Consider the following 17,428-nt stretch of genomic DNA (forward strand, 5'->3'; position numbering starts at 1 on the left):
AATGGAACAAGTGGACACCAACCACTCCCCCGAACCCGCACCAACCTCCCCACGGGAGTTCTTCAGCAAGGCCTTGGCCGCCCGGACGAGTGCCTCGGACATCGACCTCGACGGCAGCAACGTCGCGTATTGGTGCTACGAACCGGTCACGGTGACCGCGGATACCCGGACCATACTGGTCATCCACGGTTTCCGCGGCGATCACCACGGCCTGCTCCGCGTCGTAGACCACCTGCCGGAAATGCGGGTCATCATGCCCGACCTTCCCGGTTTTGGCAGCTCGGAGCCTTTCGCCGGAGACCCCCACACCGTGGAACGCTATGGGAAGTTCATCACCGGTTTCATGGCGGCCGTGGGTCTTGGAGCGGACACGGTTCTCTTGGGGCACTCCTTCGGATCCATTGTCGCCAGCCATTTCGCCGCCGCGAATCCGGGCGCCATCCGTCCGCTGATACTGGTCAATCCCATCGCCGCTCCCGCCCTTGAGGGCCCCAAAGGGCTCATGGCCAAGCTGGCAGTCCTGTACTATCAGGTCTCGGCCAAGCTCCCGCGCCGGCTGGGGCTCGCCGTCCTGCGCAGCCGCCTCATTGTCCGCGTCATGAGCGCCGCGATGGCCAAGACCCGGGACAAGGAACTGCGGGCCTTCGTCCATGGCCAGCACGATGCGTACTTCTCGGCGTTCGCCGACCGTGCGAGCCTTCTGGAGTCTTTCCGGGCTTCGGTGTCCAGCCATGTGGCCGAGGTCGCCGCGCAATTGGACCTTCCGGTGTTGTTGCTGGCCGGCGAGAAAGACGAGATCGCCCTGCTCCGGGACCAGCACAAGCTGTTGGAGCTGCTGCCGGACGGGGCGCTGGAAGTGATTCCCGACGTCGGGCATTTGATCCACTACGAGACGCCGGCTCCGGCCGCCGCCGCCATCCGCAGCTTCCTGGAGGAACACCCCGCGTGAAAATCGTCATAGATGCCCGCTTCACCCGCACGGACCATCATGACGGGATCAGCCGCTACGGATCGAGCCTCATAGCGGCGACATCCAAGATCGCGGACGTCACCATGCTCATCAGCGACAAGCGTCAGTTGGCGTTGCTTCCGGATGTCCCCTACGTCCACATCAGCAGCCCGCTGTCCCCCCGTGAACTGTTCGTGGCGCGCGAAGTCAACAAGCTCGGGGCCGACGTCGTGGTTTGCCCGATGCAGACCATGGGTACCTGGGGCCGCAAGTACGGGCTGGTCCTGACCCTGCACGACCTCATCTACTATGAGCACCCAGCCCCTCCGGGCTTCCTGCCCACACCGGTGCGGTTGCTCTGGCGGCTTTACCACAAGGCCTACTGGCCGCAGCGCTTGCTTCTCAACCGGGCAGACATTGTTGCCACCATCAGCCACACCACCGAGTCGCTCATGGCGAAGTTCAACTTGACCCACCGCCCGGTCCGGATCGTGGGCAACGCACCTCAGCCAGGCCAGACGCCGCGCGATCCCACAGCCGGAGCCGAGAAGTCCCTGCTCTACATGGGCTCGTTCATGCCCTACAAAAATGTGGAGACCATGATCCAGGGAATGGCCGAATTGCCCGGATTCACCCTGCATCTGCTCAGCCGGATCACCCCCCAGCGCCGTGCCGAACTGGAGCCCCTGGTCCCGCCGGGCGCGAAGGTCGAGTTCCACAACGGCGTCACGGATGCCGAGTACGATTCCCTCCTGCTCCGGGCCACGGCCCTGGTCAGCTTGTCCAAGGCGGAAGGCTACGGGCTGCCCCTGGTCGAAGCGATGGCACTTGGCACTCCCGTGATCGCCAGCGACACTCCCATCTTCCGTGAGGTCGGCGGGGACGCCGTGAGCTACGTGCACTCCGATTCGCCGGGTGAATTTGCCGCGGCAGTCGGGGCCCTTGAAGATGCGGAATTGTGGCAGGCGCGCTCGCGCCGCTCTGTGCAACGTGCGGCCGACTTCAATTGGGACGAATCGGCGAGGCAACTCCTGGCCGTGACCGAGGAGATCGTTGCGATGCGCAGCCGCAAGCGGCGCTAGAGGACGTCGACGCCGTCGAGCCGTAGTTGCACCGGCCCTGAGGTGCGCTTCGCCGCTCTGGCAGCCTTGACGGCCCGCATGGAACGCGTGGCCTCAGCCGCTTGGGCATAAGGAATGAAGAGCAGCGTCCGGACGTCCGGATCGCGCTCCTGTTCTACTGCACGCTGCGCAGACAGAGTGAGGGAGAGCGGCGCGGGGCCCGCGGTGCGGAGCTGGATGGTTTCGGCCAGGCTTTCGGTGAAGTGCACGACGTCGGCCCGCTTGCCCGTCACCGACGCGATCCGGACTGCTGGCGGCAACTGGAGTTCCTGCCGGAGTGCCAGCTCCCGGGAGGCATATCCCGCAGGGTCCCAGCGCAACAACGCGCCCGTCGCGGTGGTGTCGTCGGCAGTGATGACTACGAGTCCGCCTTCGTTCGCGGGCCGTACGAGGGCCGCCGCGTTGAACCATCGCCGCACGGTGTCCTCACCGGCGCGCAGGTTTTCCCTGCGCAGAAGCGAATTGCCGTCCAGGAGCAGCGCCGCCGCGTAGCCCCCGCTGGCTACCGGTTCAGCGCCCACAGTCGCGACCACGAGGGCACGCGCATCGGATACCGTGGCTTTGACCTGGTCCCCCGAAGACGTCACGACTGCCTTGCCTGGAAAAGCCCTGCCCAGTTCTTCCGCGGTCCTCAGCACACCGGCCGCCCCCCTGCGGAGTCGGCCTCCGCCGCAATGCCGGCAACGCCATTCCGGGGCCGGGGTGGAGCACCAGCGGCACTGCGGAAGGGCCGATTGACCGGCGATTGCGAGGGGTCCCTGGCAGTTGTTGCACTTGGCGGTTTCGCGGCAATCCTCGCAGACAAGGGACGGGGCGTAGCCGGCCCGGGCCACCTGCACCAGGACGGGTCCGCGTTCCAGTCCCTCTTTGGCGGCCCGCCAGGCGGCGCCGGGCAATCGTGCGATCTTCGCCAGCGGGTCGCGTTCCTGCTCGAAGCTGTCAGCCGTGTTGAGCACCCGGGGCGTCCTGGCTCGGACCACTTGCCGGGGAGCTTCCACGGGCACAGCCCAGCCGCCCTCGACAAGCCGCTGAAGCTCGGTGCTGCGGCTATGCGCGGCCATGAGGCACGCCGCTGATTCCTGTTCGGAACGCAAGAGCAGAATTTCCCGGGTGTGGGCGTAGGGAGCGCGCTGGTCGATGTGGAGGTCGTCGCCGTCGTCCCAGCACACCACCAGCCCCAGGTCCTGTACCGGAGCGTACGCAGCGGAGCGGGTGCCCACTGCCACCTTCGCGGCGCCGCTGAGGAGCCGAAGGTAGCTCCGGTACCGCGGTGTCTGGCCGTCGTCCGCCGTCAACCGCGCGAGGTCTCCTGGTGGCAGGACAGTGCGCAGCGCCGCTTCCATCCGGTCGAGATCGCGGTAGTCGGGAACGACGATGACGGCGCCCCGCCCTGAGGAGCGGACTGCCGCCACCGCAGACGCCACAAGCTCGGGCCAGCCGGCGGCTCCAAAACCCTGTGTCGCAGTCAAGACGGCACGGGGTGAGCCACCCCCGGCGAGGTGTTGCAGGTAAGGCGCCCCGTTGGCGTAGGAAGCCCACGCCGCTTGCGCCCGCGTAGCGGAGCCCCTTACGGACCCGCTGCGCTCCTCGCTGCCTTCCCCTGGCTCCTCCAAGAGGGATTCGCCGGAGAGGAGCTGCTTCTCCAGGCGCGCGACGCGGGGCGGAATGGCGGTGCGGAGGACATCGCTGAGCGTCCCGGCGTAGCGGGCCGCGACGCTGGAGGCAAGCTCCAGCAACGCCGGAGTCAGTACCGGAACGGCCGAAACCACCTTGAGGAGCGGAGTCAGGGCATGTCCGGCCTCCGACGATTCCATGCGCTCCAGGACATAGCCATTGAGTTCCTGACCGCTGAAGCGGACTTTGACCCGGACGCCTGCCAGAGCCGTTCCATCCAACTCGGCCGGGACGCTGTAATCGAAGGGCCTGTCCAGGTGCGGCAAGGACGATTCGATCAGGACCCGTGCCACTGGATCGCTCGCCGCGAGCGGTGGTCCCCCGACGTCGGTCCCGCGAGAAGGGAACCCTTGCAACAAGGACGGCTGATGGGATGGCGAAGACGACGCCATGGCAAACGGAAGCAGCGAACCATCGCTCATGCTTGTCACCTCCCTGGAGTGCCGGATGCCTTGGGGCAATCCAAGCAGGCACCACCGACAATTCCGGCCCTGGCCCATCGGATTCCGGCTGGCACCGACTGTCACGGGCGAGCCGGTTCAGGCGTTGAAGAATTCCTTCAGTTCGTCCACGCGGTCCAATCGTTCCCACGTGAAGTCCGGCTCGTCGCGGCCGAAGTGGCCATGCGCCGCCGTCTTTGCGTAGATGGGGCGCTTGAGGTCGAGGGCGTCGATGATGGCGCGCGGACGGAGGTCGAAGATCTCCGCAATCGCTTCGCTGATCTTGGCCGGGTCAACAGTCTCGGTGCCAAAGGTTTCCACGTAGGTGCCCACCGGACGCGCCTGGCCGATCGCGTAGGCGATCTGGATTTCGGCCCGCTTGGCCAAACCTGCGGCTACGACGTTCTTCGCTACCCAACGCATCGCGTAGGCCGCCGAACGGTCCACCTTCGACGGATCCTTGCCGGAGAAGGCACCGCCGCCGTGGCGGGCCATGCCGCCGTACGTGTCAACGATGATCTTTCGGCCTGTCAGCCCGGCGTCCCCGACGGGACCGCCGATGACGAAGGCACCGGCCGGGTTCAGGATGTTCGCGACGTGGGAGATGTCCAGGTTGGACACGGCCAGGACGGGCTCGATCACGTGGGAGGCAAGATCGGCGCGCAGGCGATCGAGGTGGGTCCCTTCGGCGTGCTGGCTGGAGATGACCACCGTTTCAACGGAAACCGGACGGTCGCGGTCGTACCCGACCGTGACCTGGGTCTTGCCGTCAGGGCGCAAGTAGGCCAGTTCGCCGCTCTTGCGGACTTCGGTGAGACGCTCGGAGAGCCGATGGGCGAGCCAAATCGGCGTCGGCATGTAGGACGGAGTCTCATCGCTCGCGTAGCCGAACATGATGCCCTGGTCACCGGCGCCCTGGAGGTCGTAGTCGTCCTCCTGGCGCCCTTCGCGGGCTTCGAGCGAATTGAAGACGCCGCCGGCGATGTCGTTGGACTGCTGTCCGATGGAGACAGATACGCCGCAACGGGCACCGTCGAAGCCGTTGGCGGACGAGTCGTAACCGATGCCGAGGATGGTCTCGCGGACGATCTGCGGGATTTCGACATAGGCATCAGTGGTGACTTCGCCGGCTACGTGCACCAAGCCGGTGGTGGCCATGGTTTCAACAGCCACGCGCGACTCAGGGTCTGCCGCCAGGAGCGCATCGAGGATGGCATCGCTGATCTGGTCGCAGATCTTGTCCGGGTGCCCTTCCGTAACAGACTCCGAGGTGAAGAGCCGGAGCTTGGACGGGATGCCGTGGGATTCATGGTGCAGCGGTAAAGTCACTCGACTACCTTACTCGGTTGGGGGCGGCCGGCTTCCGCCGTATGTCCCTATGCTAAGGATGGACCAGCTAACGAATGAGCCTCACCCGGGGCCTACGTTGCCGGGTGTACGCGGCTCAGTTCCGTGCTGATGCGGTCAATAACAGCGGCGGCGACGTCGGATTTGGAACCTGCCGCCGACTGCGGCGCCGCGCCATGGCCGGAGAGAATGATCACAGAATTCTGGTCCTGGCCGAACACGCGCCCGACGCCGACCTGGTTGACCACCAAAAGGTCGCAGCCTTTGCGTTTGAGCTTGGCGGTGGCGTGCTCCAGGACGTTGCCGTCCTCGTCCCCGGTTTCGGCTGCAAACCCGATGATCAACTGCGTGGATGCCTCAGCGTCGCGGCGCACCACCAGCTCATGCAGGATGTCCGGGTTCTGCACGAGGCGCACCACGGGGGCATCGTTGCCGTTGACCTTCTTGATTTTCGTGTCTGAAACTTCGGCGGGGCGGAAATCTGCGACGGCCGCTGCCATGATCACGACGTCGGAGCCGACGGCGGCTTCCAGCGCGGCGTCACGGAGCTCCAATGCGGATTCAACCTGGATCAGTTCGACGCCCGCGGGCGCCTGTACTTCCATGTGGGCAGCGAGGAACCTGACCTGGGCGCCTGCGTCAAGGGCCGCTGCGGCCAGCGCAACACCCTGCTTGCCGGAGGACCTGTTCCCCAGGAACCGGACTGGATCCAGGGCTTCCCGGGTGCCGCCGGCGGAAATCGTGATGGTCCGCCCGGCCAGGGGTTTCGGGCCTGGAAGCCGGGTTGAGGGCGCTGACGCGTCGACCAAAGCCATAGCGGCTGCGAAGATCGCTTCCGGCTCGGGCAGCCTGCCTGGCCCGGAGTCCGCGCCCGTCAACCGGCCCACCGCGGGTTCCAGGACGGTGATGCCCCGGCTGCGCAGTGTCTCCACATTCGCCTGGGTGGCTTTGTTGTGCCACATTTCGGTGTGCATTGCGGGAGCGAAAAGCACTGGACCGTGGGCCATGAGGAGTGTATTGGTCAGCAAATCCCCCGCTTGGCCGGTTGCTGCCTTGGCCAGCAGGTCGGCAGTCGCCGGGGCGACCACGATGAGATCCGCCTCATGACCGAGACGGACATGATTGACCTTCTCGACGTCGTCAAAGACGCTGTTGCTCACCGGATTGCCCGAGAGGGCCTCCCACGTAGCCACGCCGACAAACCGGGTGGCTGCCTCCGTGGGAATGACCGTGACCTTGTGTCCGGCCTCAGTAAAAAGCCGGAGGAGCGATGCAACCTTGTAGGCTGCGATCCCTCCCCCGACTCCGAGGACTATGCGCACGTGACCTCCGTCAACAGGCAGTCTGTTTTACTCTGCGGGCTCGATGGGAGTGGAAACCAGCAGGCCTTCGTTGATCTCGCGCAGGGCGATGGAAAGCGACTTCTCGTTCAGCTTGGTGTCGACCAGCGGGCCAACGTACTCGAAGAGGCCCTCATGCAGCTGGGCGTAGTACGCGTTGATCTGGCGCGCGCGCTTGGCGCCGAAAATCACCAGGCCGTACTTTGAATCGGCAGCAGCAAGCAGCTCGTCGATCGGCGGGTTGATGATGCCTTCAAGGTTCGTGGACACGAATTCTCCAAATTCTAACGGGCTGACAAGTGCTAGCGCTTAGCGCTGATGCGGGGTAAGCCCCATGAGTGAAACAAGCTCGGCCGCTGCCCGTCGTACGTCGTCATTGATGACGGTGTGGTCAAACTCCGGTTCAGCGGCAAGTTCCAGTTTAGCGGTTTCCAGCCGTCGCTGCTGTTCCTCCGGGGTTTCGGTGCCGCGCCCCACCAGGCGGCGGACCATTTCGTCCCAGCTGGGCGGAGCGAGGAAGACGAAGTTGGCGTCCGGAACTGCCGCCTTGACCTGGCGGGCGCCCTGCAAATCGATCTCCAGCAGAACGGACCTGCCTTCGGCGATGGCAGCGTCCACGGTGCTGCGCAGCGTGCCGTAGCGGTTCTTTCCGTGGACCACGGCCCACTCAAGCAACTGGCCGTCCGCAACAAGTGCGTCGAATTCTTCGGCGGACTTGAAGTAGTAGTGGACGCCGTCCTTCTCCCCCGGCCGCGGCGCGCGTGTGGTGGCTGAAACTGACAGCCAGACCTCGGGGTAATTGTCCCGGATATACGTGGATACTGTTCCCTTGCCAACGGCAGTGGGGCCTGCGAGGACGGTCAGTCCCGGATTCTTGCTCACATCGTCCTTCGTGGAGATTCTATATATGCTGCATATCTTCTTAAACGCTGCATATGTTAAACGCTGCATCTGTTAAACGCTGCATTCGTTTAGACGCCGTATTTGTCTTCCATAAAATCTATCAGCGACCGGCACTGGTGAATTCCCAAGCCCCTGAGCCTGCGTGAAGCGGCGATCCCAATCTCCGCCATGATGGCCGCTGCCCGGACCGGGCCAATGCCGGGGACAGCCTCGATCAGCTCGGAAACACGCATGCGCGCGATGGCCTCGTCAGTCTGCGCCGACTTGATCAGCCGGGCAATGCTGAGTTCGCCCGACCTGAGCTGTTCCTTCGCGAGAGCCCGTCGTGCCCGGGCTCTCGCTGCCTTTTCCAAGGCATCGGAACGTTCCTCTGGCGACAGAGCCTTTAAGGTCACTGACATCCCCCTTTGGCCGGCATCGAGTGCGTAGCGGATTGGACTGATCCCGAAGCTATCGTGTGGTCAGTGCGGAGCGCAATGCATTGGACCCACCAAGATCGGGCTCAACCTTCCAGCAAGCCGTCGCGGGTGGCCTCAGTGGCGGAACGCAGTCCGGCAATCGTTGGACCAGCTGCGAGGATTCCGCGGCTCGACGTCGCCAGGACCGCCGGGTAGGCCGCGCCGAAAGTGGCACGCAGATCAGCCGGCGTGGCTCCTTGCGCGCCCAGCCCGGGCGCCAGGATGGGCCCGTGAACGGCGTCGAGGTCCAGCCCGAGTTCCACGAGTGCCCCGCCGATCGTGGCACCCACCACGAGACCGACTGAGCCCAGACCCGCAGACCCGCTGCCCCCCGAACCCAGAGTGCCGGAATAACGGCGGTTCTCCTCGGCCGCGGCCTCGGCGATCCGCCGGGCCACCGATTGCGAACCCCCAACATGCTGCACGGACTTGCCCTCCGGGTTGGAGGTCAGGGCGAGCACAAAAACACCCCGGCCGGACTCGGCCGCGAGGTCGAGAGCCGGTCGCAGCGACTCGAAGCCAAGGTACGGGCTCAGCGTGACCGAGTCTGCTGCCAAGGCGGAGCCATCCCGTAGCCAGGCGTCGGCGTACGCAGCCATCGTGGAGCCGATGTCTCCGCGTTTGGCGTCGGCGATACTCAACACTCCGGCATCGGATGCGGCCGCAAGGGTCCGTTCCAAGACCGCCATGCCTGCTGAGCCGTGACGCTCATAGAGCGCCACCTGCGGCTTGACCGCGGCAGCGAGCTTCGCCACAGCCTCCACGACAGTAAGCGAAAAGCGCTCCAGGCTGGCGACGTCGTCGTTCAATCCCCAGTCCGCCAAGAGCCCCGGGTGCGGGTCAATGCCGACGCACAAGGGGCCGCGGGCGGCCATCGCGGCAGCCAGGCGGGAACCGAACGGCTGTCGGGGCCCCGAGCTAAGAACCGGCTGCTCCCCGGCTGCGGCAGACTCAGGCATTGACGGCCTCGGCTGCCGCGGCCTGGGAAGCTGACAGCGCAGCGGCGTGCTCCTGCAGGCTCGTCACCGACCACTCGTAAGTGCGCAGCGCCTCGATTGCCTGCACGGCGGCGTTGAACTCCGCAACCGTGGTGATGCAGGGAATGCCTATGGACGTAGCGGCCGCACGGAGTTCGTAGCCGTCGCTGCGGGCTTCGCCGCCGGAAGGCGTGTTGAAGACCATGTCGATCTCGCCGGCGATGATGAGGTCCGCGATGGTGCCTTCGCCTTCGGCGCTGCTGCCTTCGGCAACCTTGCGGACCGGGGTGGCCTGGATGCCGTTGCGGCGCAGGACATCCGCGGTACCGCCCGTGGAGACGATCTCGAAACCGAGATCGGACAGGCGCTTGACGCCCATGATCACCGAACGCTTGTCGCGGTTGGCGACAGAAACGAAGATCTTGCCTTCGGTGGGCAGGGCGTTGTTGGCCGCGGCCTGGCTCTTGGCGAAAGCGGTGTCGAAGTGCTTGTCGATGCCCATGACTTCGCCGGTGGAGCGCATCTCAGGGCCGAGCAGCGAGTCCACTACCTTGCCTTCCGGTGTCCGGAAGCGGCTGAACGGCAGCACGGCTTCCTTCACCGCGACGGGAGCGTCGAGCGGCAGGGTTGAACCGTCGCCCGTTTCCGGCAGCATCTTGTAGGCGCTGCGGAGCTGGTTGATGGTGACGCCCGTACCGATGAGGGCCGCGGCCTTGGCCATTTGCACGCCCGTTGCCTTGGAGACGAACGGAACCGTGCGGGAAGCGCGCGGGTTGGCTTCCAGCACGTAGAGCACGTCGGAAGCCAGAGCGAACTGGATGTTGATCAGGCCTCGGACGCCTACGCCTTCAGCGATGGCCCGGGTGGCCGTGCGGACGCGTTCGATCACGTTGCTGCCGAGGGTGATCGGCGGCAGGACGCAAGCGGAGTCACCGGAGTGGATGCCGGCTTCCTCGATGTGCTCCATGATGCCGCCGAGGTACATGTCCGTGCCGTCGAAGAGCGCGTCGACGTCGATCTCGACGGCGTCCTCGAGGAAGCGGTCGATCAGCACCGGGTGGTCCGGGGTGATTTCCGTGGCGTTGGCGATGTAGCGCGAGAGGTTGGCTTCGTCGTAGACGATTTCCATGCCGCGGCCGCCAAGCACGTAGGACGGACGGACGAGGACCGGGTAGCCGATTTCGTCGGCGATCTTCTTGGCGTCTTCGAAGGACACCGCGGTGCCGTTCTTCGGGGCGATCAGTCCAGCTTGGTCGAGCACACGGGAGAACATGCCGCGGTGCTCGGCGAGGTCGATCGCCTCCGGCGAGGTGCCAAGGATCGGCACGCCGGCGTCTGCCAGCTGCTGTGCGAGTTTGAGCGGGGTCTGGCCGCCGAGCTGCACGAACACGCCCATGACGCCGCCCGTGCGTTCCTCTGCCGCGATGACTTCGAGGACGTCCTCGAGTGTCAACGGTTCAAAGTAGAGGCGCGTGGAGACGTCGTAATCCGTGGAGACGGTTTCGGGGTTGCAGTTGACCATGACGGTTTCGTAGCCGGCCTTGCGCAACGCCATGGAGGCGTGGACGCAGGAGTAGTCGAACTCGATGCCCTGGCCGATGCGGTTGGGGCCGGAACCCAGGATGATGACGGACGGCTTGGAGTGCAAGCCGACCTCGTCCTCTTCGTCATATGACGAGTAGTGGTACGGGGTGTACGCGGCGAATTCGGCGGCGCAGGTGTCCACCGTCTTGTAGACCGGACGGATGCCCAGGGCCTGCCGCACGCCGCGGACAACGGCCTCCGGGTTGTGGGTCAACGAGCCGATCTGCTCATCCGAGAAGCCGTGGCGCTTGGCGTTGCGGAGCATGTCTTCCGTCAGGGCGCCGGCCTTGCGGATCTCGTGGGACATCTCGTTGAGCAGCTGCAGCTGGTCCAGGAACCACGGATCGATCTTGGTGGCGGCGTAGAGGTCCTCGAGCGAAGCTCCGCCGAGCAGGGCGCGCTGGACCTGGTGGAGGCGGTCCGTCGTCGGGCGCTTGGACTTCTCGATGAGCTCCGGAACTTCCCATTCGGGCACATGGCTGAAGTCCAGCTGCGAGCCCTTCTGCTCGAGGGAGCGAAGGGCCTTCTGCAAGGCCTCCGTGAAGTTGCGGCCCATGGCCATGGCTTCACCCACGGACTTCATGGTGGTGGTCAGCGTGTTGTCCGCTGCGGGGAACTTCTCGAACGCGAAGCGGGGAACCTTGACGACGACGTAGTCGAGCGTCGGCTCGAACGAAGCCGGCGTTTGCTGCGTGATGTCGTTGGGGATCTCGTCCAGGGTGTAGCCCAGGGAGAGCTTGGTGGCGATCTTCGCGATCGCGAAGCCGGTGGCCTTGGAGGCCAGCGCAGAGGAACGCGAAACACGCGGGTTCATTTCGATGACGACGACGCGTCCCGTGTCCGGTTCGATGGCGAACTGAATGTTGCAGCCACCGGTGTCGACGCCGACTTCGCGGATGACGGCGATGGAGATATCGCGCAGCCGCTGGTACTCGCGGTCAGTCAGGGTCAGGGCCGGTGCAACGGTGATGGAGTCGCCCGTGTGGACACCTACCGGATCGAAGTTCTCGATGGAGCAGACAACAACGACGTTGTCGTTCTTGTCGCGCATCATCTCCAGCTCGTACTCTTTCCAGCCGAGGATGCTCTCTTCCAGCAGGACCTCGGAGGTGGGGCTGTACTGCAGGCCCTGGCCTACGATGCGGCGCAGGTCGTCCTCGTTGTACGCTAGGCCGGAGCCCAGGCCGCCCATGGTGAAGGACGGACGGACAACCATCGGGTAGCCGAGGTCTTCGGCCGCGGTCAGTGCTTCGTCCATGGTGTGGATGATGTGACTGCGGGCCGACTCGGCGCCGCAGCGTTCCACGACACCCTTGAACTTTTCGCGGTCCTCGCCGAGTTCGATCGCGGCAATGTTGGCACCGATGAGTTCGACGTTGTACTTCTCGAGCACGCCGTTCTTGTCGAGGGCGATGGCCGTGTTGAGGGCCGTCTGTCCGCCCAGGGTGGGCAGGATGGCGTCCGGGCGCTCCTTGGCGATGATCTTTTCGACTACCTCGGGCGTGATGGGCTCGACGTAGGTGGCATCGGCGAACTCGGGGTCCGTCATGATGGTGGCCGGGTTGGAGTTGACGAGGATGACGCGCAGGCCCTCCTCTTTGAGCACCCGCAGGGCCTGGGTTCCGGAGTAGTCGAATTCGGCCGCCTGGCCGATGACGATCGGGCCGGAACCGATAACGAGGACGCTCTTGAGATCTGTACGCTTTGGCATTACTTGGTGTCCTCGTTCTTCGCGGAGTTCGATGTCTGAGTGTCGGCGGCCTGTGTGGCGTCCTGGCCGTTCTTCGTGCTCTCCATCAGGTCGATGAAGCGGTCGAAGAGGTAGGCGGCATCGTGCGGTCCGGCCGCGGCTTCGGGGTGGTATTGGACCGAGAAAGCCGGGATGTCGAGGCACGCGAGTCCTTCGACGACGTCGTCGTTGAGGCTCACGTGGCTGACCTCCACGCGGCCAAAGCGCTCTTCCGGAGCCATGGTGGCGCCGTCCATGGGAGCGTCGACGGCGAAGCCGTGGTTCTGCGAGGTGATCTCGACTTTGCCCGTACGGCGGTCCATTACCGGCTGGTTGATCCCGCGGTGGCCGTACTTGAGCTTGTAGGTACCGAATCCGAGGGCCCGGCCCAGGATCTGGTTGCCGAAGCAGATTCCGAAGTACGGCATCCTCTCATCGAGAACAGCGCGGAGCAGCTTCACCTGCGCGTCTGCGGTGGCAGGGTCGCCTGGGCCGTTGGACATGAAGAAACCGTCAGGGTTGACTGCCTTGACGTCATCCAGCGTTGCGGTGGCCGGCAGGACGTGGACGCGTACGCCGCGTTCGGCGAAGCGGACCGGGGTCATCGCCTTGATGCCTAGGTCGATCGCGGCGATGCTGAATTTCGGCTCGCCGTCCCAGCCATGGTCGGCGGGTTCGACGACGTATGCCTCGTCGATGCTCACTTCTTCGGCCAAGCGGGCACCTTCCATGGGTGCGCTGGCGAGGACAGTGTCCAGGAGCTCCTTGTCGGTGGCCTTGGCTGCCTCGCCGGAGAAGATTCCTGCACGCATGGTCTTGTGCTCGCGCAGGTGCCGGGTGATGGCGCGGGTGTCCACGGCCTGGATGCCGACGATGCCCTGTTCAACGAGTTCCGCGTCGAGGCTGCGCTCCGAGCGCCAGTTCGAGGGGCGTCGCGCAGCGTCGCGGACCACGTAGCCGGCCACCCAGATGCGGCGGGACTCGGCGTCTTCCTTGTTCACGCCGGTGTTACCGATATGCGGAGCCGTCTGGACCACCAGCTGCCGGGCATACGAGGGGTCCGTGATGGTCTCCTGGTAGCCGGTCATGCCGGTGGCGAAGACCGCCTCGCCCAGCGCCACGCCTGTGGCGCCGTAGCTCCGGCCGCGGAACGTGCGGCCGTCTTCGAGGACCAGCACCGCCGCGGAGGACTCTGCTGGGTTGGTATTGCCTGTCACTGCGCCTGCTACTGCATTGCTATCCGTCACTTTGTTACTTTCCACTATCGGCATCTGCCTGGGGGGCTGCAGAGATCAATTCTTGAAGTGCTTCGAGGAGCGGTTGCTTGTCGGCGGCGTGCCTTGTCCTGAATCCGGTGTCGAGCTCGTGTTCTCCGAGCATCCAGCTCAAGACTACGAGTCCGTCCTTCTCTACGAACTTGCCTGCCATGCCGTCGGCGCTGTCGCAATCGGTCACGGCTTCCGCCGGAACAAACAATGGCGCGCTCCCCTTCCGGTCGAAGAGGACGCCTTCCCGGTGGACGCTCATTTCCGCGTTCCCGCGGAAACCAAGTCCATGAACGGCGACCCGGTCAAGCCAGTCTCCAGCCGTCGTCGTGGCCACGTACTGGCCTTCAGCCACAATGCCGGCCGGGCTGAGCCTTTCGGGCACTTCCGGAAGCTGCGCGAGGCCGGCCTGGCGTTTGAGCCTGCCGCGCCAACCTATCGCAATGAGTCCGGCCGCGACCGCGGCAAGAACCACAACGAGGAGCAAGGAAGCAAGTTTGTTGTCCATCAGTTGCTGCCGGCGCCCGCGGGCTCCGCGGCGTAGCGGTACGGCGTGTTGAGCTTGCCGTCCAGTACGGTCGGGTGGCCCTTGAAGAAGGTGGCGACGACAGCGCCAGGCAGCTCTTTGCCCGCAAAGGGTGAGTTCCGGCCCATGGTCGCCATCTTATGCGGATCCACCGTCCACCGGGCAGCCGGGTCCACGAGGATGACGTTCGCGGGCTCACCGGCTTCGAGCGGCCGTCCCTGATCCGCCACGCGGCCGATGGCAGCGGGAACGGTGGACGTGACTCGGGCGAAGTCGGCCCACGTCATGAGCCCGGTTTCGATCATGGTCTCCTGGACTACCGACAAGGCAGTCTCCAGTCCCGTCATGCCCATGGCCGCCTGGGCCCACTCGCACTCTTTGTGCTCGCTCGGATGCGGGGCATGGTCCGTGCCAACGACGTCGATGGTGCCGTCGGCGAGTCCGGCACGGAGCGCCTGGACATCGGCGTCGGTGCGCAGTGGCGGGTTGACCTTGTAGACGGGGTCGTAGCTGCGGACCAGTTCGTCGGTGAGCAACAAGTGGTGCGGGGTGACCTCGGCGGTGACGTTAATCCCCCGTTCCTTGGCCCAGCGGACGATTTCCACCGATCCGGCGGTGGATACGTGGCAGACGTGCAGGCGGGAGCCGACGTGCTGGGCCAGGAGGACGTCCCGGGCGATGATGCTCTCCTCGGCAACCGCAGGCCACCCGGCGAGGCCGAGAACCGCGGAGACGGCGCCTTCGTTCATCTGGGCACCCGCGGTGAGGCGGGGTTCCTGCGCGTGCTGGGCAACGACGCCGTCGAACGCTTTGACGTACTCGAGGGCCCGGCGCATCAGGACGGGATCGTGGACGCAGATCCCATCGTCGGAGAAGACCCGGACCTGGGCGCGGGAGTCTGCCATGGCGCCGAGTTCGGCGAGCTGCTCGCCGGCGAGTCCGACCGTGACGGCACCCACGGGACGGACATCCACCCAGCCGGCGGCACGGCCCAGGCTGTGGACCTGCTCGACGACGCCGGCGGTGTCCGCCACCGGGTTGCTGTTGGCCATGGCGTGGACCGCGGTGTAACCGCCAAGGGCTGCGGCGCGGGTACCCGTTTCAACGGTTTCCGCGTCTTCGCGGCCCGGTTCACGCAAGTGGGTGTGGATGTCGACCATGCCGGGAAGTGCCACGAGGCCGGCGGCCTCGATCACGGTGGCACCTTCGGCGGAAAGGCCGATGCCGCGCTCAGCGATGATTCCGTCGCAGATCAGCAGGTCCTCGGCGTCTCCACCCAGGATGGCCGCGCCGCGGATCAAATAGGTGCCTGTTGCGGTCTCGGTCATCAGTTGCTCTCCTTATCGGAACGGGCGGTGCCCGGCATGGGGGCGGCTTCACGGGAATCCCCCGAGAGCAGCAGGTACAGGGCAGCCATCCGGACCGACACGCCGTTCCGGACCTGGGCCAGGACGGTGGAACGCGGTGAATCGGCAGCGGCGGAAGAAATTTCAAGTCCGCGGTTCATGGGCCCGGGGTGCATGATGATCGTGTCCTTGAGCCCGAGTTCGTCGAGGGCGCGGAGGCGGGCATCGTCGAAGCCCCAGCGCCGCGAATACTCGCGGGTGGACGGGAAGAATGAAGCGTTCATGCGCTCACCTTGGACGCGCAGCATCATCATGGCGTCCACGCCGGCCTCGAGGGTCTCGTCGAGGTTGTAGCTGACCTTGCAAGGCCACTGTTCGACGCCGATCGGCAGCAAAGTGGGCGGGGCCACGAGCGTTACTTCCGCACCCAGGGTGCGCAGGAGCCACACGTTGGAGCGCGCGACGCGGGAGTGCAGGACGTCGCCGGCGATAGCGACGCGCATGCCCGTGAGGTCTGCGCCAGTCGAGGCCGAGCCGTGCAGCTTGGACCAGTGGCGGCGCATCGTGAACGCGTCGAGGAGAGCCTGCGTGGGGTGTTCGTGGGTGCCGTCCCCGGCGTTGATGACGGCCGCGTCGATCCAGTCGGTGGCGGCCAGGCGGTGCGGCGCCCCGGAAGCCCAGTGGCGGATGACTACGGCATCGGCCCCCATGGCTGCGAGGGTCTGCGCGGTGTCCTTGAGGGACTCGCCTTTCGACACCGAGGAACCCTTGGCGGCGAAGTTGATGACGTCGGCGGAGAGCCTCTTCGCTGCTGCCTCGAAGGAAATGCGGGTGCGGGTGGAGTCTTCGAAGAAGAGGTTGACCACGGTGCGGCCGCGGAGGGCGGGCAGCTTCTTGACCTCCCGGTCCCCTACCGCCGCCATCTCTTCGGCTGTGTCCAGGATCCGGATGGCGTTCGTGGCGCTGAGGTTTTCGGTGGAGAGCAGGTGTTTCATGCGCCTGCCTCGATCACTACTTCATTGATCGGCTGACCGCCCACGGAATCGAATTCTTCAAGGTGGACCCGGACCTTTTCCGAGGAGGACGTAGGCAGGTTCTTGCCGACGTGGTCCGCGCGGATCGGCAGTTCGCGGTGCCCGCGGTCCACGAGGACGGCCAGGCGGACGATGCGTGGCCTGCCGAGGTCGATGATCGCGTCGAGGGCTGCCCTGATGGTGCGTCCCGAGTACAGGACGTCATCGATAAGGACAACAACCTTGTTGTCGATGCCGGACAACGGCAGCCTGGTGGGGTAAGGGGGCCTGGCGGGCTGGTGGGAAAGATCGTCACGGAACATGGTGACGTCCAGCTGGCCGACAATTGCCGAGGCATTGACCGATGGATCAGCAGCGGCGATTTTTTCCGCCAGCCGCACGGCCAGCGGATAACCGCGGCGTGGGATGCCCAAAAGAACCAGATCCTGGGAACCCTTGTTGGCTTCGAGGATCTCATGGGCGATACGAGTGAGTGCGCGGTCGATGTCCGCGTGGTTGAGAACAACCCGGGACGGCACTGGCGCAGTGACTTCAGTCATCGCTCGTCTCCCCTTTCCCCGCCTCACGGGACGGAATTAAAAAAGGAACATTTGCTCTTCAAAATTACCACAGGGGCGACGCCCGGCCGGCGTGCTCCGAAGCAAGGCGATGCGTTTTAGCTCACAGTCGCGGAGACGACGAAGGGCCAGTGCCCAGTTTCCTGTGGCACCGGCCCTTCGCATGCTTTCAATGCCG

General features: G+C 65.3%; 15 protein-coding genes. 2 read left to right on the forward strand and 13 right to left on the reverse strand.

Annotation, left to right across the window (positions count from 1 at the left end; genetic code table 11):
- Position 1 precedes the first annotated feature (1 nt).
- Both AC4CS3_RS21520 and AC4CS3_RS21525 read left to right on the forward strand, forming a co-directional pair.
- A complete protein-coding gene (locus AC4CS3_RS21520; RefSeq protein WP_490785147.1) occupies positions 2–949 on the forward strand; it encodes an alpha/beta fold hydrolase in 948 nt (315 codons plus the stop codon).
- Positions 946–2,031, forward strand: a complete 1,086-nt coding sequence (locus tag AC4CS3_RS21525; RefSeq protein ID WP_490785148.1) for a glycosyltransferase family 4 protein — start codon at positions 946–948, stop codon at positions 2,029–2,031. Before AC4CS3_RS21520 ends, AC4CS3_RS21525 begins: the two co-directional genes overlap by 4 nt.
- Here the strand turns inward: AC4CS3_RS21525 and AC4CS3_RS21530 are convergent.
- The 13 genes from AC4CS3_RS21530 to pyrR form a co-directional block, all read right to left on the reverse strand.
- Positions 2,028–4,136: a primosomal protein N' gene (locus AC4CS3_RS21530; RefSeq protein WP_490785173.1), complete on the reverse strand. Its 2,109-nt coding sequence runs from the start codon at positions 4,134–4,136 to the stop codon at positions 2,028–2,030. The two genes, AC4CS3_RS21525 and AC4CS3_RS21530, sit on opposite strands and share 4 nt — an antisense overlap.
- A gap of 147 nt (positions 4,137–4,283) precedes the next feature.
- Positions 4,284–5,513: a methionine adenosyltransferase gene (gene metK / locus AC4CS3_RS21535; RefSeq protein WP_234754218.1), complete on the reverse strand. Its 1,230-nt coding sequence runs from the start codon at positions 5,511–5,513 to the stop codon at positions 4,284–4,286.
- A gap of 92 nt (positions 5,514–5,605) precedes the next feature.
- Positions 5,606–6,853, reverse strand: a complete 1,248-nt coding sequence (gene coaBC / locus AC4CS3_RS21540; protein WP_490785149.1) for a bifunctional phosphopantothenoylcysteine decarboxylase/phosphopantothenate--cysteine ligase CoaBC — start codon at positions 6,851–6,853, stop codon at positions 5,606–5,608.
- Positions 6,854–6,880: 27 nt separating this feature from the next.
- The gene (rpoZ, locus tag AC4CS3_RS21545; RefSeq protein ID WP_028267125.1) at positions 6,881–7,141 is read right to left on the reverse strand and encodes a DNA-directed RNA polymerase subunit omega; all 261 of its coding nucleotides are present in this window, start codon (positions 7,139–7,141) and stop codon (positions 6,881–6,883) included.
- Between the two features lie 39 nt (positions 7,142–7,180).
- Positions 7,181–7,753 (reverse strand): guanylate kinase, encoded by a 573-nt coding sequence (gene gmk / locus AC4CS3_RS21550; protein ID WP_490785150.1) that lies wholly within the window; start codon positions 7,751–7,753, stop codon positions 7,181–7,183.
- Between the two features lie 89 nt (positions 7,754–7,842).
- Positions 7,843–8,175, reverse strand: coding sequence for an integration host factor, actinobacterial type (gene mihF / locus AC4CS3_RS21555; protein ID WP_490785151.1), 333 nt, complete (start codon positions 8,173–8,175; stop codon positions 7,843–7,845).
- Positions 8,176–8,276: 101 nt separating this feature from the next.
- Entirely contained in the window at positions 8,277–9,191 is a 915-nt protein-coding gene (pyrF, locus tag AC4CS3_RS21560; protein ID WP_490785152.1) for an orotidine-5'-phosphate decarboxylase, read from the reverse strand.
- A complete protein-coding gene (gene carB, locus AC4CS3_RS21565; RefSeq protein ID WP_236810731.1) occupies positions 9,184–12,504 on the reverse strand; it encodes a carbamoyl-phosphate synthase large subunit in 3,321 nt (1,106 codons plus the stop codon). Before carB ends, pyrF begins: the two co-directional genes overlap by 8 nt.
- Entirely contained in the window at positions 12,504–13,793 is a 1,290-nt protein-coding gene (gene carA, locus AC4CS3_RS21570) for a glutamine-hydrolyzing carbamoyl-phosphate synthase small subunit (protein WP_490785153.1), read from the reverse strand. The genes carB and carA overlap by 1 nt, the downstream gene beginning before the upstream one ends.
- Entirely contained in the window at positions 13,774–14,295 is a 522-nt protein-coding gene (locus tag AC4CS3_RS21575) for a PH-like domain-containing protein (RefSeq protein ID WP_490785154.1), read from the reverse strand. Before AC4CS3_RS21575 ends, carA begins: the two co-directional genes overlap by 20 nt.
- On the reverse strand, positions 14,295–15,641 hold the full coding sequence (locus AC4CS3_RS21580) for a dihydroorotase (protein ID WP_490785155.1): 1,347 nt from the start codon (positions 15,639–15,641) through the stop codon (positions 14,295–14,297). Before AC4CS3_RS21580 ends, AC4CS3_RS21575 begins: the two co-directional genes overlap by 1 nt.
- Positions 15,641–16,654, reverse strand: a complete 1,014-nt coding sequence (locus AC4CS3_RS21585) for an aspartate carbamoyltransferase catalytic subunit (protein WP_437770083.1) — start codon at positions 16,652–16,654, stop codon at positions 15,641–15,643. The genes AC4CS3_RS21580 and AC4CS3_RS21585 overlap by 1 nt, the downstream gene beginning before the upstream one ends.
- Complete coding sequence (gene pyrR, locus AC4CS3_RS21590; protein WP_490785156.1) at positions 16,651–17,232, reverse strand: bifunctional pyr operon transcriptional regulator/uracil phosphoribosyltransferase PyrR; 582 nt, start codon at positions 17,230–17,232, stop codon at positions 16,651–16,653. Before pyrR ends, AC4CS3_RS21585 begins: the two co-directional genes overlap by 4 nt.
- Positions 17,233–17,428: the final 196 nt, after the last annotated feature.

Source organism: Arthrobacter sp. SE2, assembly GCF_058244265.1.

Bases quoted from the DNA above. Each gene is read 5' to 3' on its own strand.
- AC4CS3_RS21520 (WP_490785147.1), top strand. From the start codon at position 2: ATGGAACAAGTGGACACCAACCACTCCCCCGAACCCGCACCAACCTCC.
- AC4CS3_RS21530 (WP_490785173.1), bottom strand. From the start codon at position 4,136: ATGGCGTCGTCTTCGCCATCCCATCAGCCGTCCTTGTTGCAAGGGTTC.
- mihF (WP_490785151.1), bottom strand. From the start codon at position 8,175: ATGTCAGTGACCTTAAAGGCTCTGTCGCCAGAGGAACGTTCCGATGCC.
- pyrF (WP_490785152.1), bottom strand. From the start codon at position 9,191: ATGCCTGAGTCTGCCGCAGCCGGGGAGCAGCCGGTTCTTAGCTCGGGG.
- carB (WP_236810731.1), bottom strand. From the start codon at position 12,504: ATGCCAAAGCGTACAGATCTCAAGAGCGTCCTCGTTATCGGTTCCGGC.
- carA (WP_490785153.1), bottom strand. From the start codon at position 13,793: ATGCCGATAGTGGAAAGTAACAAAGTGACGGATAGCAATGCAGTAGCA.
- AC4CS3_RS21575 (WP_490785154.1), bottom strand. From the start codon at position 14,295: ATGGACAACAAACTTGCTTCCTTGCTCCTCGTTGTGGTTCTTGCCGCG.
- AC4CS3_RS21580 (WP_490785155.1), bottom strand. From the start codon at position 15,641: ATGACCGAGACCGCAACAGGCACCTATTTGATCCGCGGCGCGGCCATC.
- AC4CS3_RS21585 (WP_437770083.1), bottom strand. From the start codon at position 16,654: ATGAAACACCTGCTCTCCACCGAAAACCTCAGCGCCACGAACGCCATC.
- pyrR (WP_490785156.1), bottom strand. From the start codon at position 17,232: ATGACTGAAGTCACTGCGCCAGTGCCGTCCCGGGTTGTTCTCAACCAC.